This is a genomic window from Acinetobacter sp. UBA6526 (genome assembly GCF_002434875.1).
GTDB classification, from domain to species: domain Bacteria; phylum Pseudomonadota; class Gammaproteobacteria; order Pseudomonadales; family Moraxellaceae; genus Acinetobacter; species Acinetobacter venetianus.
This window is the reverse complement of sequence record NZ_DJLC01000110.1, coordinates 1-26,316: the sequence shown is the minus strand read 5'-3', so window position 1 is coordinate 26,316 and position 26,316 is coordinate 1. Positions and strand designations below refer to the sequence as shown.

General features: G+C 39.6%; 22 protein-coding genes. 16 read left to right on the top strand and 6 right to left on the bottom strand.

All coding sequences use genetic code 11. The annotated features are described in order from the left end of the window. The first annotated feature begins 76 nt into the window (after positions 1-76). A complete protein-coding gene (locus tag B4237_RS07365; RefSeq protein WP_227499172.1) occupies positions 77-1,618 on the top strand; it encodes an RNA-directed DNA polymerase in 1,542 nt (513 codons plus the stop codon). Positions 1,619-1,731: 113 nt separating this feature from the next. On the opposite strand, the gene hpxO is transcribed toward B4237_RS07365, so the two are convergent. Next, a complete protein-coding gene (gene hpxO, locus B4237_RS07360; protein WP_278394386.1) occupies positions 1,732-2,889 on the bottom strand; it encodes an FAD-dependent urate hydroxylase HpxO in 1,158 nt (385 codons plus the stop codon). Positions 2,890-3,116: 227 nt separating this feature from the next. Next, complete coding sequence (locus B4237_RS07355) at positions 3,117-3,827, bottom strand: FadR/GntR family transcriptional regulator (protein WP_061519317.1); 711 nt, start codon at positions 3,825-3,827, stop codon at positions 3,117-3,119. Positions 3,828-3,987: 160 nt separating this feature from the next. Between B4237_RS07355 and alc the strand changes: the two genes are divergently transcribed. Beyond that, on the top strand, positions 3,988-4,992 hold the full coding sequence (gene alc, locus B4237_RS07350) for an allantoicase (protein ID WP_278595627.1): 1,005 nt from the start codon (positions 3,988-3,990) through the stop codon (positions 4,990-4,992). Between the two features lie 266 nt (positions 4,993-5,258). Beyond that, positions 5,259-5,792 carry an ureidoglycolate lyase gene (locus tag B4237_RS07345; RefSeq protein ID WP_278595626.1) on the top strand — a complete coding sequence of 178 codons (534 nt, stop codon included), beginning with the start codon at positions 5,259-5,261 and terminating at the stop codon, positions 5,790-5,792. Positions 5,793-5,804: 12 nt separating this feature from the next. Here B4237_RS07345 and B4237_RS07340 read toward each other — a convergent pair whose 3' ends face one another. Next, a complete protein-coding gene (locus B4237_RS07340) occupies positions 5,805-6,818 on the bottom strand; it encodes an isopenicillin N synthase family dioxygenase (protein WP_286942482.1) in 1,014 nt (337 codons plus the stop codon). 673 nt (positions 6,819-7,491) lie between these two features. On the opposite strand from B4237_RS07340, the gene B4237_RS07335 reads away from it, so the two are divergent. The 4 genes from B4237_RS07335 to B4237_RS07320 are packed head-to-tail and all read left to right on the top strand — an operon-like array spanning position 7,492 to position 11,572. Further along, entirely contained in the window at positions 7,492-8,472 is a 981-nt protein-coding gene (locus B4237_RS07335) for an ABC transporter substrate-binding protein (RefSeq protein ID WP_278595624.1), read from the top strand. 52 nt (positions 8,473-8,524) lie between these two features. Then, entirely contained in the window at positions 8,525-9,346 is an 822-nt protein-coding gene (locus B4237_RS07330) for an ABC transporter ATP-binding protein (RefSeq protein ID WP_278595623.1), read from the top strand. Continuing rightward, positions 9,339-10,133 carry an ABC transporter permease gene (locus B4237_RS07325; protein WP_004880274.1) on the top strand — a complete coding sequence of 265 codons (795 nt, stop codon included), beginning with the start codon at positions 9,339-9,341 and terminating at the stop codon, positions 10,131-10,133. The genes B4237_RS07330 and B4237_RS07325 overlap by 8 nt, the downstream gene beginning before the upstream one ends. Continuing rightward, a complete protein-coding gene (locus B4237_RS07320) occupies positions 10,130-11,572 on the top strand; it encodes an amidohydrolase family protein (RefSeq protein ID WP_278595622.1) in 1,443 nt (480 codons plus the stop codon). The genes B4237_RS07325 and B4237_RS07320 overlap by 4 nt, the downstream gene beginning before the upstream one ends. A 475-nt stretch (positions 11,573-12,047) precedes the next feature. Here the strand turns inward: B4237_RS07320 and puuE are convergent, their stop codons facing one another. Both puuE and B4237_RS07310 read right to left on the bottom strand, forming a co-directional pair. Next, the gene (gene puuE, locus B4237_RS07315) at positions 12,048-12,998 is read right to left on the bottom strand and encodes an allantoinase PuuE (RefSeq protein WP_286942479.1); all 951 of its coding nucleotides are present in this window, start codon (positions 12,996-12,998) and stop codon (positions 12,048-12,050) included. Between the two features lie 133 nt (positions 12,999-13,131). Next, positions 13,132-14,061 carry a LysR family transcriptional regulator gene (locus B4237_RS07310; protein WP_278595621.1) on the bottom strand — a complete coding sequence of 310 codons (930 nt, stop codon included), beginning with the start codon at positions 14,059-14,061 and terminating at the stop codon, positions 13,132-13,134. A gap of 177 nt (positions 14,062-14,238) precedes the next feature. Here B4237_RS07310 and B4237_RS07305 point away from each other — a divergent pair, with 177 nt between their 5' ends. The 9 genes from B4237_RS07305 (at position 14,239) to B4237_RS07265 (ending at position 25,379) form a co-directional block, all read left to right on the top strand. Beyond that, positions 14,239-15,294, top strand: coding sequence for an aromatic ring-hydroxylating oxygenase subunit alpha (locus tag B4237_RS07305; RefSeq protein ID WP_278595620.1), 1,056 nt, complete (start codon positions 14,239-14,241; stop codon positions 15,292-15,294). Between the two features lie 201 nt (positions 15,295-15,495). Continuing rightward, positions 15,496-16,248: a histidine utilization repressor gene (gene hutC, locus B4237_RS07300; RefSeq protein ID WP_278595619.1), complete on the top strand. Its 753-nt coding sequence runs from the start codon at positions 15,496-15,498 to the stop codon at positions 16,246-16,248. Continuing rightward, positions 16,245-16,826 (top strand): HutD family protein, encoded by a 582-nt coding sequence (locus tag B4237_RS07295; RefSeq protein WP_278595618.1) that lies wholly within the window; start codon positions 16,245-16,247, stop codon positions 16,824-16,826. The genes hutC and B4237_RS07295 overlap by 4 nt, the downstream gene beginning before the upstream one ends. Before the next feature lie 248 nt (positions 16,827-17,074). After that, the gene (gene hutU, locus B4237_RS07290) at positions 17,075-18,742 is read left to right on the top strand and encodes a urocanate hydratase (RefSeq protein WP_019384744.1); all 1,668 of its coding nucleotides are present in this window, start codon (positions 17,075-17,077) and stop codon (positions 18,740-18,742) included. Positions 18,743-18,829: 87 nt separating this feature from the next. After that, the gene (hutH, locus tag B4237_RS07285) at positions 18,830-20,362 is read left to right on the top strand and encodes a histidine ammonia-lyase (RefSeq protein ID WP_004880255.1); all 1,533 of its coding nucleotides are present in this window, start codon (positions 18,830-18,832) and stop codon (positions 20,360-20,362) included. Between the two features lie 74 nt (positions 20,363-20,436). Further along, a complete protein-coding gene (locus B4237_RS07280) occupies positions 20,437-21,849 on the top strand; it encodes an amino acid permease (protein WP_278595617.1) in 1,413 nt (470 codons plus the stop codon). Between the two features lie 52 nt (positions 21,850-21,901). After that, complete coding sequence (hutI, locus tag B4237_RS07275) at positions 21,902-23,107, top strand: imidazolonepropionase (RefSeq protein ID WP_286942475.1); 1,206 nt, start codon at positions 21,902-21,904, stop codon at positions 23,105-23,107. A gap of 31 nt (positions 23,108-23,138) precedes the next feature. Then, on the top strand, positions 23,139-24,059 hold the full coding sequence (gene hutG, locus B4237_RS07270) for a formimidoylglutamase (RefSeq protein WP_004880250.1): 921 nt from the start codon (positions 23,139-23,141) through the stop codon (positions 24,057-24,059). 48 nt (positions 24,060-24,107) lie between these two features. Continuing rightward, positions 24,108-25,379 carry a Glu/Leu/Phe/Val family dehydrogenase gene (locus tag B4237_RS07265; protein ID WP_007482888.1) on the top strand — a complete coding sequence of 424 codons (1,272 nt, stop codon included), beginning with the start codon at positions 24,108-24,110 and terminating at the stop codon, positions 25,377-25,379. Positions 25,380-25,441: 62 nt separating this feature from the next. Here B4237_RS07265 and B4237_RS07260 read toward each other — a convergent pair whose 3' ends face one another. Beyond that, the gene (locus B4237_RS07260) at positions 25,442-26,269 is read right to left on the bottom strand and encodes an SDR family oxidoreductase (protein ID WP_286942472.1); all 828 of its coding nucleotides are present in this window, start codon (positions 26,267-26,269) and stop codon (positions 25,442-25,444) included. Positions 26,270-26,316 lie beyond the last annotated feature (47 nt).

Sequence of the window (26,316 nt, the reverse complement as noted above, 5' to 3'; positions counted from 1 at the left end):
AGAATTATTAGAAAAGTTAAATTGATTATATTTCTATTAGATTTATTCGAAATTTGATATTTTAAGAACAAATAAATTGAAACAGATTATTTTTATGAGTTCTTTGAGAAGCGAATCAGTTCTTAATTTAGATCATATTGAGGCTAGAAAATTTTTTCTAAAACAAGAAAGTTATTGTAATATTGACTTTCCTAAGTATATATGCTTTGAAAAGCTATTAACTAAAGTCAATAAAATATTAATTGGAAAAAATTTAAAGGATATGCAATCTAAAAATCCTAGAGATTATGATGATGTAAATTACTCTATATTGAATAATAAAGATGGAAGATATGCATGGAGACCATTACAACTTATCCACCCTGCATTGTATGTATCACTTGTACATAAGATAACAGAAGAAGATGTGTGGGATGAGATAAAAGGAAGATTTAACTTTTTTAGAAAAAATGAAAAAATCCAATGCCTAAGTATACCTGTACAATCTTTATCAAATAAAGTAGATAAAGCAGAGCAAATATTAAATTGGTGGCAGGAGATTGAACAGCATTCAATAGAGCAATCTTTAGATTATGAGTATATGTTAGAAACGGACTTAACTGATTGCTATAGCTCTATTTATACTCATTCAATTGCATGGGCATTGCATAAGAAAGAAGTTGCAAAAGCTAAGAGGTTAGACAAAACCTTAATAGGTAATATTATTGATGGTCATATTCAAGACATGCGTCATGGTCAAACCAATGGTATACCTCAGGGTTCTGTATTAATGGATTTTATAGCAGAGATTGTTTTAGGTTTTGCTGATAGTGAGTTAACCGATCGAATTAAAAAAGATGGTAAAGAAATAAAAGATTATTCAATTTTACGTTATAGAGATGATTACCGTATTTTTGTAAATAATCCACAGGATGGTGAAAAAATTGTCAAGTTTTTGACTGAAATAATGATTGATTTAGGTTTGAAATTAAATCAGTCTAAGACAAGGTCAAATGACAATGTTATTTATTCTTCTATAAAGTTAGATAAATTATCGTGGATAAAGAAAAAACAGATTGATAAGAATATACAGAAACATTTATTAATTATATATGATCATGCACTTGAATTTCCAAACTCAGGGAGCCTTAGCGCAGCATTAAATTATTTTCATAGTAGACTTGTTAGAACAAAAGTGATACATCAACCTTTAGTGTTGATTTCAATAATCATAGATATTGCATATAAAAACCCCCGTACTTATTCAATAAGTGTCGCAATTTTAAGTCTATTAATTAGTTTCATCAATGATAAAAAAGAAAAGAAAATGTTAATTTTAAAGATACAGGCTAAATTTTCTAAGATTCCAAATACTGGTCACATGGAAATATGGATTCAGAGAGCAACATTACCTATTGATCAGAATATTTCTTATAACGAGCCAATTTGTGATTTAGTTCTAGGAAAGAATAGTATCAAATTATGGAATAATGATTGGATAAGATCACCCAAACTAAAAAAAGCTATGGATGCAATAGCAATCATAGATAACAATGAAGTTAAACGACTAAAACCACTTATTTTAAAAGAAGAAGTCGACTTGTTTGCTTCCAATATATCTTATGATGATGGATATTGAGGTGAAATAGTGAGTAGTTTCTACTTGCGATGGAGTTTTAGTGAAAATGATATTTTAGAATTATTTAGACAAAAAAAGCCCCCATTGAAGGGGGGAGTTAAAACTTGTTGTTATCAATCTAAAGGATTTCCCACAATATTGCTAATAATTCCTTGCATGATGTGTGATCCTTGTTCTGTATAGAGTGATTGATACCATTCTTCAGTCACTTTTTGATCTTTCATATGTGTTACATCGCAACGTTTACGCGCACGTAGTACCATTTCTTTGGTGCGATCATTACGTTTATTTTGATAACGCTCAAGCGCATCATCCAATCCGAAAGTATTTATTTGCAAAGCGCGTGCCAAGTAAATCGCATCTTCCATCGCTTGACAACCACCTTGACCTATATCAGGAGTCGTACTGTGCGCCGCATCGCCTAATAACACCACGCGACCTTTATAAAAATTCATAAAAGGTTCAATGTCATGAATTTCGACACGATTGGTTCTTTGCTCATCTAAGCAATCAATCAATTGATGCACAGGTGCACACCAGTCTTGAAAATGCTCTTTTAATTCAGTTTTATATTGATCACGTTGGTTAGGTAAACCGACCTCTATGGGTACATCAAAGAAGAAATAGAATCGATTTTCCGCGACAGGCATGAGAGATACACGTTTTCCTTCACCTACATAAGTTGTCCATTGTTGTGCTGGTGCAATAGCCTCATTAATTTCAATCAAACCATTCCAGTTTACATAGCCTGCGTAGCGGCGTTCCACTTGATAGCCAAGAACAAATTTACGTGTAATTGAATGTGTGCCATCTGCACCAATTAAAAGATCAGCTTGGACTTGAGAACCATCGTGAAAATGCAAACAGACATGATTAGCATGATCTTCAATTGCCATCATTTTCATACCGAGTTTGATATCTTCCAGACCAAATTGCTGCATCAATAATTGTTGTAAATCAGCACGAGCAACAGGATAGGCTCGTTGCCCAACTTCTTTATAGAGTGGAGTTAAGCTGAATTGAGTCATGGTGTGCTGATTCAGTCCATCAACATAGGCAAGAGATTGCATATCTCCGCCCAATGCTTGAATCTGATCAGTCAGCCCTAAATAGTTAAGGCACTTTACACCATTTGACCAAAGTGAAATCGCAGCTCCAACAGGTAGAATCTCAGCAGCTTGTTCGTAGATCGTGACTTGATGACCAAACTTTTTTAAAGCGATACCAGCCGTTAAACCGCCCATACCTGCACCAACAATCGCAATATTCATTTTTAAGACCTTAAATATTTTATCAATACATCAAAAATTTCTAAGGAGTATTAAGCGAGAAGCGTGCCAATTTTATAAACTGGTTTTACTGGTCATACCAGTTGTTTTGCATCATTAAAATGCAAGATAGGGTGAGGCGCAATATCATTGTTCAGAACGTGAAATAAAGTGGTGCAACTTGTACTGATCTTATCGGCTAGACATATTCAAAGTTAATTTGCGTACGTTTAGCTATCATGTCGAGAAAAATAAACACCAGCTCTTTGTGCAGCACCAATAATATGTGCGCGCATGGCTTTTTCAGCAGCAGGTGCGTCTTGTTGGAAAAGTGCTTGCAATATCAAATCATGTTCTTGAATGGTCTTGAATGCTAAGTTTGGTTGAACAAATGGAAGAATTTGACTCTTTTTAATCCATTCAGTATGCATTTTAAGAGTTTGAATAATAGATTGATTGTGACTCAACTCGATCACATGTTGATGAAACGCATAGTCAAATTCAGAAGCGGCTTGCCAGTCCTGTTCTTTGATTGCATGTGCTAGATTTTCATAATATTGCTGCAATATTGTTTTATCTTGTTCAGTTAAATATTCACATGCAAGTAGGGCACAAAAGCCTTCAAGTACATAGCGTAATTGATAAAAGTCTTTTAATGAAACTCGATGTTCTCCATCCCATTGTTCAGCCGCTTGGCTATGTTGTGAGATGACATAAACGCCTTTACCTGCTTTGATTTCTAAGAGACCTAAGGCTGCAAGACGAGTCAGGGCTTCACGTAAAGAGGCGCGGCTTATGCCGAGTTGTGCCGCTAAATCACGTTGCGAGGGCAAGGCTGATCCAATCGCATAGCTGCCTTGTTGAATGCGTTGATGAATCACTTCCACAGCTTGCTCAGTCACCTGAGATGATTTTCCATTGAGCACAGCTTGTGGGTTCATTGGCGACGCATCCAAAAATAATAAACAGTTTGATTCTACACAAAAATTACGATTTTTTTAGTGACTCAATTAAAAATTAGGAATATTTTTATAACAGGTCAGACCAGTTGGACTGGATTTTGCATAATTGAATTGAAGTAAAAATATTTAGGATTGATCAATGACGGTGCATATAGCGAAAACAGTAACTTTACCAGATCATTTACAGGGTTTAACGAATTTGGCTGATACCCGAATTGGTGCAACCATTGTGTCTTGTTCAGATGATTTTTTCGCAGAAGCCAAAAGAATGCTTCAAACTGAACTAGCCAAATTCATCGAAGGTAAATATGATGACAATGGTAAATGGATGGATGGTTGGGAAACACGACGTAAACGCGAAGCAGGCTATGACTGGTGTGTTGTCCGTTTAGGAGTTACTGGAACAGTCTCTGGTTTTGACATTGATACTTCATTTTTCACAGGAAATTATCCTGCATCGGCGTCAATTGAAGGATGTTATGCACCTGATGAGCAACTCGATCAGGTGGAGTGGATTTCATTATTAGAAAACTCAGTATTGTCACCTGATCATCATCATTTTTTTGAGTGTCATCCTCAAAAGATTACGCATATCCGCATCAATATTTTTCCAGACGGGGGAATTGCCCGTTTACGTGTCTATGGAAATGTCATTTTAGAGCATGTAGATACGACTCAGCAAATGGATCTAATTGGATTGAAAAATGGTGGGCGAATTGTTGCCTATAGTGATGCACATTTTGGTCATCCCGATAACTTATTAAGTCCTGATCGTGGCATCAATATGGGTGATGGATGGGAAACCAAGCGTCGCCGTGAACCCGGATTTGATTGGTGCATTATTGCTTTAGGGCAGGCAGGTCATGTTGAAAAAATTGAAGTTGATACCGCTTATTTTAAAGGAAATTATCCTGCATTTTGTTCAATCCAAGCTGCGTATGTTAAGGATGCAACCGATGCGCAATTGATTCCTCAAAGTATGTTTTGGTCTTTTTTATTGGAGCAGCAACCTTTATCCATGGATGCAATTCATGAATATCTTGCAGAAGTTTTACAGCATCAAAAAGTGAATTATATCCGTGTAAATATGATTCCTGATGGTGGGATTAGTCGCATTCGTTTATGGGGAAAAATTATTAAGTAGTATTAGATATGAAATTTAGGTATTTATTTACTATCGCGTAGGCGGCATGGATGCCACCCGTTGGACTGCATTACATGGACGTAATGTCATTCTAACAAATGGTTTTGCCTACTTTTCCCGAAATGAGAAACAACGTTTCGTAAGGTAGGGCGAACCGCAGGTTTATCCTGAGATTTGATGATATCTCAGAATGACTCTGCTAATCATTTTTCAAGAATTAGATAACTTTTAAATTAAATTCAAGGTATTAAAGTGAAAATCAATCTATGAAGAAAAGTATCCAGATTCAGCCATTAACTCAAGCCAACTTCGCAGCTTTTGGCGATGTGATTGAAAAAGAAAATCATGATTTTTTTCCGATTAATCAAGGTTTAACAGAGCGCTATCATGCATTATCTATTGCACAAGTGTTTGGCGACAATGTTGCTGTGGGGATCAGTGTTTTCCATAATTTATCTGCAACAGAGATTCCATTTAAAATCGACATGCTGGAGCGTCATCCTTATGGTTCACAGTCGTTTATCCCACTACAGCAGCAAAAATTTATAGTCATCGTGGCGCTTCCTTTAGATCAAACGCAACCGAATGAACAAAAAATCTATGCATTTCTCACCAACGGTAAGCAGGGTGTGACTTATCACCAAGGGATTTGGCACCATCCACTCATTACTTTAGAAGCCAAAAGTGATTTTTTAGTGGTGGATCGTATCGGTGAGGGCAAAAATTGTGATGTGCATCATTTGGCTCAGTCATGTTGGATTATTGAACAACAGTTGCAGTCAGAGATAGTGAGTCTCTGACCGCAAATTTACTCAGTATTTTCCTTCAAAATTTGCACTAATTCTTTGCTTTAAATATTCCTTAGCCGTGATCACAGGGTATTTCTTTTTAGGACTTTCAATCACCACATCTTCATTGGCTTGGCAGAAGAAAGCTAAACTATAACGTGCGCCTTGATATTCATGAGCTTCAGGATTTTTTACACGATGGAAATTAGATGGCAATTGATCATCGCTCCAACGCATCAGCATATCGCCGATATTACAGGTAATGACATCATCTCTCGGTTCAATGCTAGTCCATTGTTGTTGTTCCATATCTTTACCAGGACAGACTTGCAAGCCGCCTTGACCTTTACGCTGGAACAATAAAGTTAAGCAATCAAAATCAGTGTGTGCACCTGCACGCCATAAACCAAGTTGATCTTTAATGGCTGGGTCGATTGCATAGTAGTGCAACATCCGCAGGGTACTTTGATAGGTTTCTTGGTCGGGGTCATGCGCAAGCGCAAAGAAATTATCTGCAAAGCCAAGTTTGTAGGCGAAGCAAGATAATATTTTCATACCGACTTGCCAGCAAGATTTTTCAAACTCTAGCATGGTTGTTTTAAATGTCGGTAATTCTTGTTCACTTGGATATAAGCCTGCCATGCGTGGACGAGTAATTTGATAAGATTCTTTTTGATCAGGCGTACTGGTGGATGGTCGAATTTGCGCTTTACTTTCCCAGCCCGCATTACGGTTCAATGGGTATTGTGCTTTGATGTGTTCAGGAAGATTGAAAAAATTTTCAGTCATTTCAAAGGCATTTTTGATTTGATCTAAATCAATGCCATGATTTGAAACTTGAAAAAAACCAATATCTGTTGCGGCTGACCAGAGCTGATCTGCTATGTCATACTTACGTTGTTCGAAGTCAGATAAATCAATCACGCGAACTTCACGTTCAAATGTTTCTTGACCTAAAGCGCCCATGCGAGATTCTTTCTGGAGTTCTTCGAGGTTGTAGTTATTTTCTTCGGCTAAGTTGGTCATGTTTGCATTCATATTTCACCTCAATTTTTGGATAGACCATGACCCAATCAAATTGAATGGAAGGTGACTGGGTCATTATTTCAAAAAAGAGCAACACTTTCTAAATCAATAGAAAGTGAGCTTATTTCTGAGCAATGACCCACATATATTTTTAGATATATGCTGAACGCTTCTACTCTGACAAATCTATATAAGCATTTTCTATACCAATGTTTATAAATAAGTCATGAACGAGATTGCTATATAAAAAGTCTTAGATTTTCGACTGTTTAGCTAAAAATAAATCAATAGGTTTGGTGGCTAATTTAATATTTGATTCTTTTTTGCGCATGGCATGGACTTAAAATGGTGCATTTTATTTTTTTATCTAAAATAATTCAGAATAAAGCGCAGATGTTAGTGAAGAATGAATAGCTAACATCAATATGCAATCTAGTCTGTTAATCTATCTATATGAAAAATATCTATTAAATAAATACTGGCATGGTGTTTGCTAAATCATAAGTGAGTATAAGCGGTTAGTGTGTATTACACATGGGACATTGCTCTACAGCGTTAGCTGTTCCTCTTTTGGGGACAAAGTCATTATTTGGCTTTGAGAGAATCTGTGTGCTTTTATACATTTGGTTTTGATTCCCCTAAAAGAATAGCGAAATGAGTTCATACATATTTAGGGGTCTTACTTATGAAAATTCAGCACTATGTAGGCAAAGGACGATTAACTGTCATTGCAAGCGCATTATTATTCAGTTCATTTACTCAAGCTGCCGATAAATTGGTTCTACAAACCACATGGTATGCACAAGCTGAACAAGGTGGTTACTATCAAGCTTTAGCACAAGGGATTTATAAAAAATATGGTCTAGATGTCGATATTAAAATCGGCGGGCCACAAGTCAACAATATGACTTTATTACTCTCAAAACGTGCAGACCTTATTATTAATTACGATTTACAAGTTCTTAAAGGAATTGAAAGCAATTTCCCAATCAAAGCGATTGCTGCACCATTTCAATTTGATCCACAAGGCATACTCACACATAGCGATGTTAAATCTTTAGCTGATCTGAAAGGAAAAACGATTCTTGTCTCGACGAGCGGTCAAGCAAGTTGGTGGCCTTGGTTGAAAGGCAAATATCATTTAAATGCAGCTCAAGCACGTCCATATACATTTAACATGCAGCCATTCCTTGCAGGGAAAAATGTTGCGCAACAAGCCTATGCGACTTCAGAAGTGTTACAAGCGAAAAAAGCTGAACCTTCAAGTAATTTCTTCTTATTTGCCGATGCTGGTTATCCTGCTTATGGCGGTATTTTGGTTACACGCAATGATGTGATTCAAGCAAAGCCAGATGTGCTGCGCCGTTTTGTTCAAGCCTCGATGGAGGGTTGGAAAAATTATTTAGCAGATCCGAAATTAGGAAATGCAGTAATTAAAAAAGAAAATCCAAATATGAATGATGAGCTACTGGCTTTTGCTGTAGATCAAATGCGTAAACGCAATTTAATTGACGGTGGCGATGCAAAAAAAATGGGTGTTGGTGTGATGACCGATGCCCGTTGGAAAGCAACGCGTGACTTTATGGTGGGTGCAGGTTTACTCAATGCCAAAACCAATTGGAAATCGGCTTATACAACACAGTTCGTCAATACTGCGAAGAAATAAGCTGTTTTGAATCGGTTAAGAAAATAGGGCATTTGCATGAAGGGGAAACCATATGAATTCAGCTTTATCTGTTGATATTCCAGTCAAAGAATCATCAAATTTCGTAACGCCAATGATTATGGTCAGAGGCGCAGAAAAAACTTATCCAAATGGCACACATGCGTTACAACGTCTAGACCTCAATATTGCGCGTGGTGAAATTGTCTCTTTACTTGGACCATCGGGGTGCGGCAAAAGTACCTTATTAAAAATGTTTGCCGACCTTGAGCAGCCTTCTGCGGGTCATGTACGTTGGAACGGCAAGGCCGATATTCAGTCACAATGCAAAATGGCGATGGTATTTCAGGAAGCCACCTTAATGCCGTGGTCAAATATTGAAGATAATGTTCGTTTACCTTTGGATTTAAGGCATGTTGCCAAATCAGAAAGTACGCCAAAAGTCCACGAAGCTTTAAAAGCTGTTGGTTTGGATAAATTTGCTAAAGCCTATCCAAGAGAACTATCTGGCGGTATGCAAATGCGTGCTTCACTTGCAAGAGCATTGGTTACAGAACCTGATTTATTACTGATGGATGAACCCTTTGGCGCTTTAGATGAGTTTACGCGGCATAAATTAGATAGTGACATTCGCAAACTTTGGTCAGAGCGTGATCTAACGGTCGTGTTCGTTACCCATAGTATTTATGAAGCCGTTTATTTGTCTTCACGTGTGATTGTGATGGGTGCACGCCCAGGGCGAGTGGTTGCAGATCTAACTGTGGATGGACCGTATCAACGCGATGAATCCTTTAGAACCTCTGAAGGCTTTATCAAACAATGCTCTCATCTTTCTGAATTATTAGCCGAAGCAAGTGGAGGTCATGATCATGATTAAACCTTTATTGCAAAATCCTGCGATCCAACGTATTGCTGCACCACTGAGTTTAGGCTTGTTGTTACTTCTAGTTTGGCAACTGAGTTTTCAACAGATGAATATTCCTGTTTATATCGTGCCGAAACCGAGTGACATTGCAATGAGCATGATCAATCAATCTGGTTTGCTATTTGGTAGTTTATGGGTCACTTTGAAAATTACGATGTTGGCGTTTGCGTGTGCAGTCATCATTGGAACTTTGGTTGCTTTCGTATTTGTACAAAGTCGTGTGCTTGAGGCATGTTTTATGCCGTATGCAATTTTATTTCAGGTTACGCCGATTGTTGCAATTGCGCCATTGGTAATTATTTGGATTCAAAATACAACTCTGGCTTTGGTTGTGTGTGCAATGTTAGTGGCAATTTTTCCAATTTTAACCAATACAACTCTCGGTTTACGCAGCGTAAATAAAGGCTTGCTCAACTTATTTCAGATTAATAAAGCAAGCCGTTGGCAAATTTTAATGCGCTTACGTGTACCAAATGCATTGCCTTATTTCTTTGGTGGTTTACGAATTTCCTGTGGTTTGGCTTTGATCGGTGCAGTGGTATCTGAGTTTGTTGCAGGAGCAGGTGGTACTAGTGCTGGCTTGGCGTATCAAATTTTACAAGCGGGTTTCCAGTTAGATTTACCATTAATGTTTGCCGCTTTATTTTTAATTACTTGTACAGGTCTAGGATTATTTGTCGTCATGTCTTTGTTGAGTCGTATTTTCTTAAATAAATGGCATGAGAGTGAACAAGTATGATGAACCACAGTTATTTGATTAAAAATGCCCATGCGATTTTGACAGGTTTATCAGCGAATGCCGCGCGGTCTTCCGCCACTGATATTCGGATTCAAGATGGCAAAATTAAGGAAATAGGTCAGCTTACGCAACAACCACATGAACAGGTGGTGAGTGCAAAAGATTGCGTTATTTATCCAGCGTGGGTCAATACACATCATCATTTGTTTCAATCTTTACTGAAAGGTGAACCACAAGGCTTAAATCAAAGCTTAACAGCTTGGCTTGCTAGTACCCCATATCGTTTTCGTGGTGCATTTGATGAAGAAACATTTAGAGTTGCAGTTCGTATTGGCTTAATTGAACTATTACGTTCAGGCTGTGCAACAGTCGCCGATCATCATTATTTATATTGGCCAAAAATGCCGTTTGATGGCGCTGCGATCTTATTTGATGAAGCAGAAAAGTTGGGCATGCGTTTTGTGTTGTGTCGAGGTGGTGCAACACTCACGCGAGGTTTAGAAAGTGAATTACCACAGGCGTTGCGGCCTGAAAAGTTCGATGACTATATGGTGGATATTGAGCGCTTAGTGCATTTATATCATCAACCAGATGGTCATGCTTTTCGTAAAATTGTGATGGCGCCGACATCGACTTTGCACTCAACGACAGCGCAACAGTTTCGGGAAAGTGCCAAGATCGCGCGTCAACTAGGTATCCGAATGCATAGTCATTTATCTGAAACGGTAGATTATCTGGATGCGGCAAAAGCCAAATTTAACATGACGCCTGTGCAATATTGTGCCGAAAATGATTGGGTGGGAGATGATGTTTGGTTTGCGCATCTCGTGAAGCTATTACCAGAAGAAATTCAAATCTTGGGGCAAACCCATACAGGTATTGCACATTGCCCACAAAGTAATGCGCGTTTGGGCAGTGGTATTGCTGATTTAGTGACTTTAGAAAAAGCTGGCATGACCATTTCGATTGGTGTGGATGGAGCAGCATCAAATGAGGCTGCTGATATGTTGTCAGAAACACATGCAGCGTGGTTATTGCAACGTGCTCGAAAAGGGATGTTGGCTGTCCCACAGTACGAGGGTGGGCAATTTGAAGGCGGGGCTGATGCTGCGACTATTGAAGATATTGTACGTTGGGGCACAGTTGGAGGCGCTAAAATCTTAGGCCTAGATCAAGTGGGTACGATTGAAGTAGGTCAACAAGCTGATTTAGTGCTGTATCGTTTAGATGATCCTCGTTATTTCGGCTTACATGATATGGCAATTGGCCCTGTTGCAAGTAGTGGTCGGGCACATATCCAAGCAATGTTTATCGCAGGGAAAATGGTGATGGAAAATGATCAAATTCCTGATTTAGATATGATGGAATTGGCTGCACAAGCTAAGGATGCAGTAAAACTCTTGCAACAGAGGAGTGTGGAAATGGCGAAAATAGCCTAAGCAGTTATGTAATATTACTAGGCTATGATTTGCTTTAGGGTCTGTTGACATTTCAGACATGCATTGCGTTATAGGTTAAAACGACACAAACAAGGCATGAAACGCAGGCAATGGTATCCCCCTTGTCAAGTTTCGTAACGAAGTTTGAGGAAGTTTTAGCCATAACCCTGAGCAAGAGCAAAGCACTGCTTTGATCGCAGCGCAAGGCGAAGCTCGAGGACAGGGGTATTTTACTTGCGGAACGTTGTTCCTCATACTGCGTTATCTTGCGAAACAGTGTTTCTCATTATTTAGAATGACTAAATTTCGCAAAACATGCCTTGTATCGTCTAAAAAACACCCACTGTCGCAATGAGAGCTGAAAGCTCGCAAGGTGAAATGCCAACAGACCCTGGTAGAGCTTAAGCTTTTTGAATTTATATCGTTGATTACTATCTTTTGGGGCGGCAATGATGCCGCCAGTCTAACAATAGATTTACCCTTGATAAGGATGATGTTTATACCAATGATCTGCAATTTGCTGACGCGTACATATCCAAACCTGATCATGGCTTTGAACATAATCCAAAAAGCGTTGCAATGCCTTAAAACGCGCAGGACGACCTAAAATACGGCAATGCATCCCAATCGATAACATTTTTGGGGATGTTGCGCCTTCTGCATACAACACATCAAAAGCATCTTTTAAATATTCAAAAAAGTCCTCACTCCGATTAAAGCCAGTTGGAGACGCGAATTTCATATCATTGGTATCGAGGGTATAGGGAATAATAAGATGTGGACGAGTTTGACCATTCTCTTTCGTCAATGATGACCAAAAAGGTAGGTCATCGCCATAATAGTCACTGTCGTATTGAATCTGATCATAATCTGCTAACAGTTGACGCGTATTAGGGCTATCACGACCTGTGTACCAACCTGTCGGATACTCACCGAATAAATCTCTTAAAATTTGCATCGCCTCAGCCATGTGCGCTTTCTCTGTTTCAACATCTATATTTTGATAATGAATCCAACGCAAGCCATGAGAAACAACGTCATAGTGATTTTGTTTGATTGCTTCAACCACTAAAGGATTTCGTTGTAATGCCATCGCAACAGCAAAAATCGTCATCGGTAAATGACGTTTAGCAAACTCCTGTTGAATTCGCCAAAACCCAACACGTGAACCATACTCGTAGATGGAATCCATCGAAAGATGACGAGCAGGATAACTATCAGCCCCACTGATTTCAGAGAGGAACTGCTCTGAACCATCATCACCATGCAGAATATGTTTTTCACCGCCTTCTTCATAATTTAAAACAAATTGAACCGCAATTTTAGCTTGATTTGGCCACTGCGCATGAGGAGGGTGATTGGCATATCCGAGCATATCCCGAGGGTATTGAGCAGTGAAATGAGGCGATTTTTCTGAGATAGTCATGTGGATGCCTGATGATTCATAGTACGTGAAACTTCACATCAAATTACTCGATGATCTATTTTGGTGTCAAATAATAAATTTATTTAAATCATATGCTTATTTGATTTAATTTGGTGCAAATATCTTGCTTTATTCAAGTGGAATATTTCATCATGCCCGATTTTAGTGCTTCCATTTCTTCAATGATTTGATTCATCATGATTTGAGAAATTCTTGAAAGTTGCCGTTTTGGTGCAACACATAATGCAAGGGTGATGGGGTGCAATCCATTTTCTTTAATTGTTCTAAACTCAAACTCGCCACTTTCTATAAATGGGTAAATATCAAGATAACTCATGATGCTAATCCCCAAGTTTTGCTTGAGTAAAGAAATCATCATCCGAATATCATTACATTCAATTTGATGTCTTGGATTAAAGTCATGTTTCTTATATAAAGCAGTGACATGATCATGGATAATTAAAGGTGCAGCTGGAATAATGTGATTAGATTCAAGTGTATCTGAAAAATAGATGTGCTCTTTTGTAGCAAGAGGATGTTGTTTGGACATGACAATTCCAAGTGGCATTTCAATAAAAGCATTCACATGTAATTGGTGTTGATGTTTAGGATTTAGGATTAATCCAAAATCAAGTTCGGCATTCATCACCATTTCAGCCACGTGATCGCTATCCAAAATGCGGATATTGAAATTGATCCATGCATATTGTTGATGTATGGATTGAATGACTTGCGTCACAAAGCTTTCACTTAAAGCAGAAATCATTCCAAACTCAATCGTGCCACGCTGTAGCCCCTGAATTTCATTCAAACGCTTTTGTGTCATTTGAAAATCTTTTTGCCAACTGCGTAAATCAGCATAGAGAAGCTCACCAGCTAATGTGAGTTTTAAACCATTCGGCAGCCGTTCAAATAATGCAACGCCAAGCTCTTCTTCCGCGAGAACAATTTGTCTGTGTACCGCTGAAACTGAAATATAAAGTTGATCGGCAGCTTTTCGCAGGCTTCCTGTTTTAGCGACCGCAATAAAATATTCAGCAAAACGTGAAAATGGTAATGCCATTGCACATTCTCTTTAGATAAAAGCATTGCGGAGAGAAAAGCAATTTTAGTGCCGATCTGTTCTAATTTTTAGAATGCTTCATTGAGATCATTCTAATAGACGAAAAATAAGATATCCTCCAAACTATTTTTAGACAAAGAGATCAATGATCTACAGAAAAAATAGTGTGAGCACAACATGAATGCGATTCCTCTGATTAACCTGCCAAATAAGCCATGCCATAGTCAATTTGATGATCAAGATTGGCAAATCTTGGCGCAACATTGGTATCCTGTTGCTCGTGTTGAAGATGTGACCACGAAGCCTCGTCAAGTCACACTGCTTGATCTGAATATGGCAATTTATAAAACTGAGTCAGGCAATATCCATTTAGTTCGAGATATTTGTCCACATCGAGGTGTGCCATTAAGCAAAGGCTGGGTGAATGGGGAAACGATAATTTGTCCCTATCATGGACTACATTTCAATGAAGAAGGCAAATGTACCAAGATTCCTGCGCAACCTGATCTCACTAAAATTTCAGATCGTTTCACCCTAACCAAGTTTCCTGTCGTTATAAAATATGGCTTGGTGTGGACGAGCATTTTAGGTCGAGATGAAAGCGCTGCGAATTTCCCAGCACTAGAAACGTGGGACAGCGATCAGCATCAAGCGATTTTGCCACCTTATGTTGATATTGCGGGTTCAAGTGGTCGTCAATTAGAGGGATTTATCGATGTAGCACATTTTGCATGGGTGCATCATGAAGCTTTTGCAGACCGTGAAAATCCAGTTGTTCCGAAATATTCGACAGAACGTACCGATTATGGTTTACACACTGAATATGTCAGTAATGTGAGTAATTACCCACATGGGATGCAGCATCTAGCACCCGATAATTTTTTATGGGAGCGTATTTTTGACGTGTATCCGCCGTTTTCAGCAGTGCTGACGATTCATTTCCCAAATGATGGTGTATTAAAAATATTAAATGCTTGTTGCCCGATGTCGCACAACAAAACGCGTTTATTTGTGCCTTTGACCCGTAATTTTGATAAGACAGGGGATTTACAAGCCGTCTATGATTTTAATGCACAGATTTTTGCTGAAGATCAAGAAATGGTGGAAGCTCAGAAGCCTGAAGAGTTGCCTTTAGATATTAGTATGGAAGCACATTTTGAAGCCGATCGCTCATCAACAATGTATCGTCGTATTTTGGCTGAATGGGGGCTAAGTAAACGCTATACGGTTTAACGATCAATCATTTACTTTATAGAAATCATTTTCGATTCGCATCAAAAAGCGCTTATTTATTTGCAACAATCCCTCATTCATCAATGGGAGATTTACGATTTAACACACAATCCAGATGATTTATTTGTATAAGCTTGTATATACAAATATTTAAAAATTCATTTACAATGACTTCGGGTATTTTTGTATGAGTTTTAGTCGATGTCAACAGCTTCCAAGCAGACTGATCTGGACTTGTCTTTAGCTGAAGACAGTCCTGTTCCTTTGTATTTACGTGTGAAACAAATGATTTCACAGAAGATCTACGAAGGAACGTGGACGGTAAATAAAAAGATTCCTTCTGAAAGTGAATTGGTAAAGTTACTGGGTTGTAGTCGTATGACTGTCAATCGTGCGTTACGTGAACTCACCAGTGAAGGTTTGCTTGTACGCATCCAAGGCGTAGGTTCTTTTGTTGCCGAAGGGCAAGGACGAACTGCTTTATTTCATGTGAATAATATTGCTGAAGAAATTATTGCGCGTAATCATAAGCATCGTGCAGAGGTTTTGATTTTAGAGAAAATTCAAGCGAATACTGAACAAAGTGTTTTGATGCAAATACGAGAGGGACAAAAGTTATTCCATTCAATCATTGTGCATTATGAAAATGACGTGCCTGTGCAAATAGAGGATCGTTTGGTTGATCCTGTTTTGATTCCTGAATATTTGGCACAAGATTTTACTGCGATTACTCCCAATGCATATCTCATGTCAAAAGCGCCTGTTACGGAGGGTGAGCATGTAGTCACGGCAATTTTGGCTTCTGCTCAAGAAAGTAAATGGTTAAAGATCAATAAAACTGAACCTTGTTTGTTGATTCGTCGTCGTACATGGTCGAACAAACAACTCATCTCTAGTGCACGATTGATTTATCCGGGTAGCCGCTATTACCTTGAAGGCAAGTTTACCCAATGATTGAGCATCGAGACTTAACTCATTATAAAAAGATGCGATGGAAAAATGGTGCTGGCTATACATTTGAGCTTGCCCGAAGTGCAGGTGATGACTTAGACGCATTTGACTGGCGTATTTCGATGGCTGATGTCAAAACATCGGGTGACTTTTCTAAATTTTCTGGTCTACAACGTATCTTGACGGTGCTAGAGGGTCAGGGACTTGTGTTGCATATTGACGGTGAGGCTAGACAACTCAATACTTTGCAGTCCGCGCAATTCAGCGGAAGTAGTGCCGTGAGTTGTGAGTTAATTGCAGGAATAGTCCGTGATTTTAATTTGATTTATGATCCGCAAAAATTGCTTGCTCGCTATCACTGGATTACTCAAACTCCAACAACTGAGATTTTCAGCTCGGCTGATCTGGTTTTCATTTTTAATCAAAGTCTTGAAGCATTGGAAATTATAATTGATCAACAAATCTTCCATCTTAAACATCAAGAAAGTCTCTTGATTGACCAAGAAAAACGATTGAAAAGTATTGTTTTAATTGAACAGCAATTAAAGCAAACTTGTCTAATCGAACTCACAAAAATTTAACTTTTCCTTACTTTTTTGAAACCCATACAATTTGTAGTTGTATGGGTTTTTTATTGAGATTTAAAAAATAAATCTTTTTATTTCATTGCTTTGAAATTTATTTTTAAGAATGGAATGAAATGCATCTTTTCAAGATAAAAGATTTGTGTAGTATATGGATGTATATACAAGTTAATACATTGCTATACAGTAAAAGCAGTTTAATTTGCGGTTCAAATCTCAAAGGAAGGAGTCCGATCGTGACTACAATGACAACAAAATTTCGTGACATAGAAATTCGCGCACCACGCGGTACAAAGCTCAATGCGAAAAGCTGGTTGACCGAAGCACCGTTACGCATGTTGATGAATAATCTTGACCCTGACGTTGCAGAGAATCCGAAAGAGCTTGTTGTTTACGGTGGGATTGGTCGTGCTGCACGTAACTGGGAATGCTTTGACAAGATTGTTGAAACACTGAAAAACTTAGAAACTGATGAAACCTTATTGGTTCAATCTGGAAAGCCTGTTGGTGTATTTAAAACACATAAAGACGCGCCACGCGTTTTAATTGCAAACTCGAACTTAGTACCGCATTGGGGAAACTGGGAGCATTTCAACGAATTGGATGCCAAAGGTCTTGCAATGTATGGTCAAATGACAGCGGGTTCTTGGATTTATATCGGTAGTCAAGGCATCGTTCAAGGAACTTACGAGACTTTTGTCGAAGCTGGTCGCCAACATTACAATGGTAATTTAACTGGTCGTTGGGTACTTACTGCTGGTTTAGGTGGTATGGGCGGTGCTCAACCTTTGGCTGCAACACTTGCTGGTGCATGTTCACTGAATATCGAATGCCAACAAGCCAGTATTGATTTCCGTTTACGTACCCGTTATGTCGATGAGCAAGCGACTGATTTAGATGATGCTTTAGCGCGTATTGAAAAATATACAAAAGAAGGCAAGGCGATTTCGATTGCACTGCATGGCAATGCTGCTGAAATCTTACCTGAACTGGTTCGTCGTGGTGTCCATCCTGATATGGTTACGGATCAAACCAGCGCACATGATCCATTGAATGGTTACCTGCCAATTGGTTGGACATGGGAAGAATATCGCCAACGCGCGAAAACTGAGCCTGAAGCAGTTGTTAAAGCTGCTAAACAATCTATGGCGAAGCATGTTCAAGCAATGTTGGATTTCCAAAAAATGGGTGTACCTACATTTGATTATGGCAACAACATTCGTCAAATGGCGCAAGAAGAAGGCGTGGAAAACGCATTTGATTTCCCAGGCTTTGTTCCTGCTTATATTCGTCCATTATTTTGTCGCGGTGTAGGTCCATTCCGTTGGGTTGCACTTTCAGGTGATCCAGAAGACATCTATAAAACAGATGCAAAAGTAAAAGAGTTAATTCCTGATGATGAGCATTTGCATCGTTGGTTAGATATGGCACGTGAACGTATTAGCTTCCAAGGTCTACCAGCGCGTATTTGCTGGGTTGGTCTAGGATTACGTGCAAAATTAGGTTTAGCATTCAATGAAATGGTACGTAGTGGTGAACTTTCAGCACCAATCGTGATCGGCCGTGACCACTTGGACTCAGGTTCGGTTGCGAGTCCTAACCGTGAAACTGAGTCAATGCAAGATGGTTCAGATGCCGTTTCGGATTGGCCATTACTCAATGCTTTATTAAATACAGCTGGCGGCGCAACTTGGGTGTCATTACATCACGGTGGTGGTGTAGGGATGGGCTTTTCTCAACACTCTGGTGTTGTGATTGTATGTGATGGTACCGATGAAGCAGCAGCACGTATTGCTCGTGTACTCACCAATGATCCAGCAACAGGGGTCATGCGTCATGCTGATGCAGGTTATGACATCGCGATTGATTGCGCGAAAGAGCAAGGTTTGAACTTGCCAATGATCACGCAATAAAAATACATGGATAACGATTACGGTGCTTTTTGCAATTGTGCAAGCAGCATCGTAAGAGAACAATAGAGTGCAAAACAGGACGCCAACATGGAACTTCTTATTCAACCCGGCAAACTTACGCTAGCTGATCTCCGCAAAGCATATTTAAATCCGATCAAAGTTAAGTTAGATGACAGCGCATCGGATGCGATCAATGCCAGTGTCGCTTGCGTCGAAAAAATCGTAAATGAAGGGCGTACTGCCTACGGTATCAACACTGGTTTTGGTTTACTTGCATCGACTAAAATTGCACCTGAAGATTTAGAAAAATTACAACGCTCTTTGGTTCTTTCGCATGCAGCTGGTGTTGGTGAAGCATTGGATGATGCGATGGTACGTTTAATTATGCTACTCAAAGCAAATAGCTTGGCGCGTGGTTTTTCAGGTATTCGCCGTAAAGTGATTGATGCCATTCTTGCATTGATTAATGCAGAAGTTTATCCGCATATCCCATTAAAAGGTTCTGTTGGTGCTTCTGGTGATTTAGCACCTTTGGCGCATATGTCTTTGGTATTACTTGGTGAAAGTAAAGCACGTTACAAAGGTGAATGGTTGCCTGCGGTTGAAGCTTTGAAAAAAGCAGGTTTAGAGCCGATTTCACTTGCTGCAAAAGAAGGCTTGGCATTACTTAATGGTACGCAAGTTTCCACTGCTTATGCATTACGTGGTCTATTTGAGTCAGAAGATCTTTTTGCTGCTGCGACAGTATGTGGCGGCTTAAGTGTAGAGGCAATGTTGGGTTCACGCGCGCCATTTGATGCACGTATCCATGCAGTCCGTGGTCAACGTGGTCAAATTGATGTGGCAGCTGCTTATCGTGACTTACTCACTGAGTCTAGTGAAATTGCACATTCACATGAAGATTGTAGCAAAGTTCAAGACCCTTATTCATTACGTTGTCAACCACAAGTGATGGGTGCTTGTTTAACTCAAATTCGTCAAGCCGCAGAAGTATTGGAAATCGAAGCCAATGCTGTATCAGATAACCCATTGGTATTTGCAGCTGAAGGCGATGTGATTTCAGGTGGTAACTTCCACGCTGAACCTGTCGCAATGGCAGCGGATAACTTGGCTTTGGCTTTGGCTGAAATTGGTTCTTTATCTGAGCGTCGTATCTCAATGATGATGGATCGCCATATGTCACAACTCCCACCATTCTTGGTGGCAAATGGTGGTGTGAATTCGGGCTTTATGATTGCGCAAGTGACAGCGGCAGCTTTGGCAAGTGATAACAAAGCACTGGCGCATCCAGCAAGTGTTGACAGCTTACCAACTTCTGCAAACCAAGAAGATCATGTTTCGATGGCGCCGAATGCGGGTAAACGCTTGTGGTACATGGCTGATAATGTGCGCGGGATTTTAGCGGTAGAGTGGCTTGGTGCATGCCAAGGTCTAGATTTCCGTGAAGGTTTAAAAAGCTCTCCTAAACTTGAACGTGCGCGCAAAGTGCTACGTGATCAAGTTCCTTACTACAGTGAAGATCGTTTCTTTGCACCTGATATTGAGCAAGCAAGTGAATTGTTAGCTAGTGGCTGCTTAAACGAATTACTGATCGAAAAGCTACTTCCAAGCTTAGCTTAACTGAAATGTGATCTATAAAACGACCACTAGGAGTGGTCGTATCTAACTAAATTTCCTAAGGATTGGAGATAATAATGTCACAGAGCTCCACATTACAGCGGGGTTTAAACACCCGTCATATCCGTTTCTTGGCTTTAGGTTCAGCGATTGGAACGGGACTTTTTTACGGTTCTGCAACAGCAATAAAAATGGCAGGCCCTTCAGTTTTGCTCGCATATATCGTTGCAGGGATTGCAATTTATATCGTGATGCGTGCATTAGGTGAAATGGCTGTTCAAAATCCAGTTTCTGGTTCATTTAGTGAATATGCTTCTCAATACATTGGCCCATTGGCAGGTTTTACTACGGGTTGGACTTATGTTTTTGAAATGATCATTGTCGCTTTGGCTGATGTCACTGCTTTCGGGATCTATATGGGATTCTGGTATCCCGATGTACCTCGATGGATTTGGATTTTATCGCTGATTATGTTCCTAGGAGCGATCAATCTTATACATGTCAAAGTATTTGGTGAACTCGAGTTTTGGTTATCGATTGTCAAAGTCACTGCGATTGTTGCGATGATTTTAGGTGGTTTAGGACTCATGTTCTACGGATTCCATGCGGATCACAGCGGTTTCACTACAGGTATTCAAAATTTATGGGTACATGAAGGTTTTATGCCGAATGGTATCGCAGGTTTAGTTGCGTGTTTATCAGTCGTGGTGTTTGCATTCGGTGGTATTGAAATCATTGGGATTACTGCTGGTGAATCTCAAGATCCGAAAACCTCTATTCCTAAAGCGATCAATGCAGTTCCAGTACGTATCTTATTGTTCTATGTACTAACAATTTTTGTCTTAATGTCGATTTTCCCGTGGAATCAAATTGGTAGCCAAGGCAGCCCATTTGTACAAATTTTTGAAAATTTAGGTATTGGTTCAGCAGCAACGATTTTAAATATTGTGGTGATTACAGCAGCTGTATCTGCCATTAATAGTGATGTGTTTGGTGCAGGTCGTATGCTGTTCGGTATGGCAAATCGTGGTCAAGCGCCACAAGTTTTCCAAAAGCTTTCTCGTAATGGGGTACCTTGGATGACTGTTGTGGTGATGGCGGGTGTATTGTTGATTGGCGTGGTATTGAACTATCTGATCCCAGAAAATGTATTTATCATCATTGCCTCAATCGCTACATTTGCCACAGTTTGGGTATGGCTGATGATCTTACTTTCACAAGTTGCGATGCGCCGTAAATTATCATCTGCTCAAATCAAAGCGCTCGATTTCCCTGTGATTGGTTGGCCATATGCGCCTGCATTTGCAATTGCATTTATGGTGTTTATCTTGGCAATGATGGGATATTTCCCTGATTCACGACCAGCAATTTATGTGGGCATTACGTGGTTAATCTTACTTTGTATTGCATACAACATTTGGGTCAAACCTAAACCGAATGCTGTCAAAGTTGATGATCATCTATCACCAAGTATCAAAATGGAAAGCTAATAACAGAATGACTTGAGCGCAGATTGCGCTTGAGTCATTTGAGGAATAGTCAATGAAAAAGCTTTGGAAAAACTGTCATATTGCAACCATGCAAAATGGACAATATTCCAGTATCGAAAATGCTGCAATCGTTACTGATAGTGAAATCATTCACTGGATAGGTTCGCAACAAGATATTCCACCTAATGATTATGCAGAGATAGTAGATTTAGCTGGTGCTTGGGTAACACCGGGTTTTATTGATTGCCATACGCATAGTGTCTTTGGTGGCAATCGTAGCGTTGAATTTGAAAAACGCTTGCAAGGTGTGAGCTATGCTGAAATTGCTGCGAGTGGGGGCGGGATTGCCAGTACAGTGCGTGCAACGCGCGAGGCGAGCGAAGAACAATTACTTGCATCTGCATTGAAACGAATTCGCTGTTTACTTCAAGATGGTGTAACAACCATCGGGATTAAATCCGGTTACGGTTTGGATTACACCAACGAGCGAAAAATGCTCCGTGTGATTCGCCAAATCGCTGATACGCTACCGATGACAGTGAAAAGTACTTGTTTAGCTGCACATGCTTTACCGCCTGAATATAAAGATCAGAGCGATGCATATATTGAGCATATCTGTACAGAAATGCTGCCTAAACTGCATCAGGAAGGTTTAGTTGATGCGGTAGATGCATTCTGTGAACATTTGGCATTTTCTCCAGCGCAAGTTGAACGTGTATTTCAGACAGCTCAAACGCTTCATTTACCTGTGAAGCTTCATGCCGAACAACTTTCATCGTTAGGTGGTTCGAGTCTAGCTGCGCGTTACCATGCATTGTCAGCCGATCATTTGGAATATATGACTGAAGATGATGTCAAGGCGATGGCTGCTGCGGGTACAGTTGCGGTGTTATTACCAGGTGCATTTTATTTATTACGTGAAACGCAGTTCCCACCATTAGATCTTTTGCATCAGCATGGGGTACGTATTGCACTATCAACGGATTTAAATCCGGGGACTTCGCCAACACTATCGCTGCGTCTTATGTTGAATATGGGCAGCACTTTATTTCGTTTAACGCCTGAACAAGCCTTAGCTGGTGTCACGCTTCATGCCGCATGTGCGCTTGGATTGCAAAACACGCATGGTTCGTTGGAACAGGGTAAGGTCGCTGATTTTATTGCTTGGGATATTGAACATCCTTCTGAGGTTGTTTATTGGCTCGGTGGCGATTTATCTAAGCGTATTGTTCGTCATGGCAATGAAATCTCAGTTTAAGGTCTAACACAATTTAAAATAGTGAAGCATTATGAACCATTCATTTAAGTGGCAAGGTCGAAATGATGGCGAGGGTGAAGCTCACTTACGCCTACATCAAGTGGTCAATACAAGCCAGCATCCTTCATATGCATTGATTGGCTTTAGTTCGGATGAAGGGGTAAAGCGTAACAAAGGGCGAATCGGTGCGGCAGATGCGCCTGATATGATTCGTGCACAACTCGCTAATCTTCCAGTTCATCAGTCGATTAGTATTGCTGATCTGGGCACAGTAGTTTGTGATCAGGGTAAATTAGAACAAGCTCAAGCTGAATTAGCTGATTGCGTAGAAAGAACGCTGCAACAAGGCATTAAACCTGTGGTGTTAGGTGGTGGTCATGAAGTTGCATTTGGAAGTTTCTCAGGATTGTTTCAATATATTCGTAACAACGAGCCAAATGCAAAAATTGGAATTATCAACTTTGATGCGCATTTTGATTTACGTGAAGCTGAACAAGTTACTTCAGGTACACCATTCTTAAACGCTGCAAAATTGTCCGAACAACATCAGCAAGATTTTCATTATTTATGTATCGGTGTAGCAAAACATTCAAACACAAAAGTGCTGTTTGAAACCGCTGATCGACTGAATTGCGAATATATATACGATCAGCAACTTCACTTACTAAATATTGATCATTTGAACAAAAAAATTAACAGTTTTATAGAAAAAATCGACCACTTATACATTACAGTAGATATGGATGTATTTAGTGCCTGCATTGCTCCCGGTGTCAGTGCGCCAGCGGTCAAAGGAATTGATCTAACAGTCTTTGAACCATTGTTACAAGCCATTAAGAAAACAGGAAAAATTCGTGTTTTTGATGTGGCTGAATGCAATCCACGGTTTGATTTGGACAATCGTACAGCCAAATTAGCCGCGTATATTATTTTTAATTACTTATTCGATTGATGGATCGGCTGCGTTGATCCATCAATTTTAGTTTTATAAGGATAGACAATGTCTAATTTATCTTATGTCTCCCAAAATGACGGTCCATGGCAAACTTACCTCGAACAAATCGATCGTGTTGCGCCATATTTAGATGATCTCAAAGACTACATTGACACACTGAAACGTCCTAAGCGTGCTTTAATCGTTGATGTGCCAATCGTAATGGATGATGGTTCGATTCGTCATTTTGAAGGTTATCGTGTTCAGCACAACTTATCTCGTGGTCCGGGTAAAGGCGGTATTCGCTACCATCCTGATGTGGATTTAAATGAAGTCATGGCGCTTTCTGCGTGGATGACGATTAAAACTGCTGTTGTAAACTTACCATTTGGTGGTGCAAAAGGTGGTATTCGTGTTGACCCACGTCAACTATCTCCTCGTGAGTTAGAGCGTTTAACACGTCGTTATACTAGTGAAATTGGTCACATTATTGGCCCTCAAAAAGATATTCCAGCACCAGACGTAGGTACAAATCCAAACGTAATGGGTTGGATCATGGATACTTATTCATCTGGTCAAGGTCACACTGTGACTGGCGTTGTAACAGGTAAACCAGTTCATTTAGGTGGTTCTTTAGGCCGTATTAAAGCGACTGGTCGTGGTGTATTTATCACGGGTCAACAAGTTGCTGAAAAAATTAAATTGCCTTTAGAAGGTGCTAAGGTTGCAGTTCAAGGTTTTGGTAACGTAGGTAGTGAAGCAGCTTATTTATTTGCTGATTCAAAATCTAAAATTGTTGCGATCCAAGATCATACGGGTACGATTTCAAACCCTGAAGGCATTGATGTAGCTGCATTGAAAACCTATCTTGAAAACAATCCTGGTGTTGGTGGATTTGCTGGTGCGCAAGCAATCAGTGATGAAGCATTCTGGGATGTGGAGATGGATATCTTAATTCCAGCTGCATTAGAAGGTCAGATTACTGTAGAGCGCGCTCAAAAATTAACTGCGAAGTTAGTCCTTGAGGGTGCAAATGGTCCAACTTACCCTGAAGCTGACGATATTTTAGTTCAACGTGGTGTAACGATTGTTCCAGACGTAATCTGTAATGCTGGCGGTGTAACTGTATCTTACTTCGAGTGGGTACAAGATATGTCGAGCTACTTCTGGTCTGAAGAAGAAATTAACGAAAGACTTGATAAGTTAATGATCCAAGCGATCAATGACGTATGGCACACTTCAAGTGAAAAAGCATGTACGTTGAGAACTGCAGCCTTCATTTTAGGTTGTGAGCGTATCTTAAAAGCGCGTAAAGAACGTGGTATTTTCCCAGGTTAATTGGTTTAATCTGAACACGATTCGGCGACCTTAAAACCAGTGTTTTAAGGTCGTTTTTATTTTTAATCAAGGAAAAAATCTTTCTGTAGATTAGTATTTCCCTCAATACAAGCATAATGTCCAAAATCAGTGATACCGACTCTAGATAATGCTTGTTCATCAGTCAAACTATGTCCACTAAGCTCACCTTTTGCCGTGGTGTAAATTGTATAGGCTGCATCAGCCATAATTTCGGGTTTACGACTGACGTGTTGTGTATTTTCCTTACCTAAATTCTTTGATACAGCTGCCGTTGCAATATAGGTTTCTGGCCATAAGGTATTACAAGAAATCCCATATTGGCGAAATTCCTCAGCCATGCCTAGAGTGAGAATCGTCATTCCATATTTTGACAGTGCATAAGGGGATAACATACCTAACCATTTGGGTGACATATTTACGGGTGGAGATAGACTAAGAATATGTGGATTTTCCGATTGTTTTAAGAAGGGCAAAGCCGCTTGCGCACAAATGAATGTCGCGCGATGGTTAATATTCTGAATTAGATCATATTGTTTTAACGAAGTTGATTCGATATCAGTGAGAGCAATTGCACCTGCATTATTGATGAGTACGTCAATGCCATCGAAAGTTGATGCTGCTTGTTGGATGGCGAGCTGAATTTGTTGTTCATCACGCACATCTAAAATTAAAGGAAGTGCTTTGCCGCCTGCTGCTTCAATTTCTTCAGCAACACTATAAATTGTTCCAGATAGCTTCGCCGTTTCCACTGCTGTTTTAGCCGCGATCACAACATTTGCTCCCGCTTGAGCAGCTTTTATGGCAATCGCTCTGCCAATTCCACGGCTACCACCTGTAATAAAAACTGTTCTTCCTTGCATATTTTTCATCATCATTCCTCATTGTATTTTTATAAAAAAGTGAATTAAATCATAAC

What these genes read in the sequence shown, in the direction of transcription:
- hpxO (WP_278394386.1), bottom strand. Translation starts at nt 2,889, where the DNA reads ATGAATATTGCGATTGTTGGTGCAGGTATGGGCGGTTTAACGGCTGGT.
- B4237_RS07355 (WP_061519317.1), bottom strand. Translation starts at nt 3,827, where the DNA reads ATGAACCCACAAGCTGTGCTCAATGGAAAATCATCTCAGGTGACTGAG.
- alc (WP_278595627.1), top strand. Translation starts at nt 3,988, where the DNA reads ATGACGGTGCATATAGCGAAAACAGTAACTTTACCAGATCATTTACAG.
- B4237_RS07345 (WP_278595626.1), top strand. Translation starts at nt 5,259, where the DNA reads ATGAAGAAAAGTATCCAGATTCAGCCATTAACTCAAGCCAACTTCGCA.
- B4237_RS07340 (WP_286942482.1), bottom strand. Translation starts at nt 6,818, where the DNA reads ATGAATGCAAACATGACCAACTTAGCCGAAGAAAATAACTACAACCTC.
- B4237_RS07335 (WP_278595624.1), top strand. Translation starts at nt 7,492, where the DNA reads ATGAAAATTCAGCACTATGTAGGCAAAGGACGATTAACTGTCATTGCA.
- B4237_RS07330 (WP_278595623.1), top strand. Translation starts at nt 8,525, where the DNA reads ATGAATTCAGCTTTATCTGTTGATATTCCAGTCAAAGAATCATCAAAT.
- B4237_RS07325 (WP_004880274.1), top strand. Translation starts at nt 9,339, where the DNA reads ATGATTAAACCTTTATTGCAAAATCCTGCGATCCAACGTATTGCTGCA.
- B4237_RS07320 (WP_278595622.1), top strand. Translation starts at nt 10,130, where the DNA reads ATGATGAACCACAGTTATTTGATTAAAAATGCCCATGCGATTTTGACA.
- puuE (WP_286942479.1), bottom strand. Translation starts at nt 12,998, where the DNA reads ATGACTATCTCAGAAAAATCGCCTCATTTCACTGCTCAATACCCTCGG.
- B4237_RS07310 (WP_278595621.1), bottom strand. Translation starts at nt 14,061, where the DNA reads ATGGCATTACCATTTTCACGTTTTGCTGAATATTTTATTGCGGTCGCT.
- B4237_RS07305 (WP_278595620.1), top strand. Translation starts at nt 14,239, where the DNA reads ATGAATGCGATTCCTCTGATTAACCTGCCAAATAAGCCATGCCATAGT.
- hutC (WP_278595619.1), top strand. Translation starts at nt 15,496, where the DNA reads ATGTCAACAGCTTCCAAGCAGACTGATCTGGACTTGTCTTTAGCTGAA.
- B4237_RS07295 (WP_278595618.1), top strand. Translation starts at nt 16,245, where the DNA reads ATGATTGAGCATCGAGACTTAACTCATTATAAAAAGATGCGATGGAAA.
- hutU (WP_019384744.1), top strand. Translation starts at nt 17,075, where the DNA reads ATGACAACAAAATTTCGTGACATAGAAATTCGCGCACCACGCGGTACA.
- hutH (WP_004880255.1), top strand. Translation starts at nt 18,830, where the DNA reads ATGGAACTTCTTATTCAACCCGGCAAACTTACGCTAGCTGATCTCCGC.
- B4237_RS07280 (WP_278595617.1), top strand. Translation starts at nt 20,437, where the DNA reads ATGTCACAGAGCTCCACATTACAGCGGGGTTTAAACACCCGTCATATC.
- hutI (WP_286942475.1), top strand. Translation starts at nt 21,902, where the DNA reads ATGAAAAAGCTTTGGAAAAACTGTCATATTGCAACCATGCAAAATGGA.
- hutG (WP_004880250.1), top strand. Translation starts at nt 23,139, where the DNA reads ATGAACCATTCATTTAAGTGGCAAGGTCGAAATGATGGCGAGGGTGAA.
- B4237_RS07265 (WP_007482888.1), top strand. Translation starts at nt 24,108, where the DNA reads ATGTCTAATTTATCTTATGTCTCCCAAAATGACGGTCCATGGCAAACT.
- B4237_RS07260 (WP_286942472.1), bottom strand. Translation starts at nt 26,269, where the DNA reads ATGAAAAATATGCAAGGAAGAACAGTTTTTATTACAGGTGGTAGCCGT.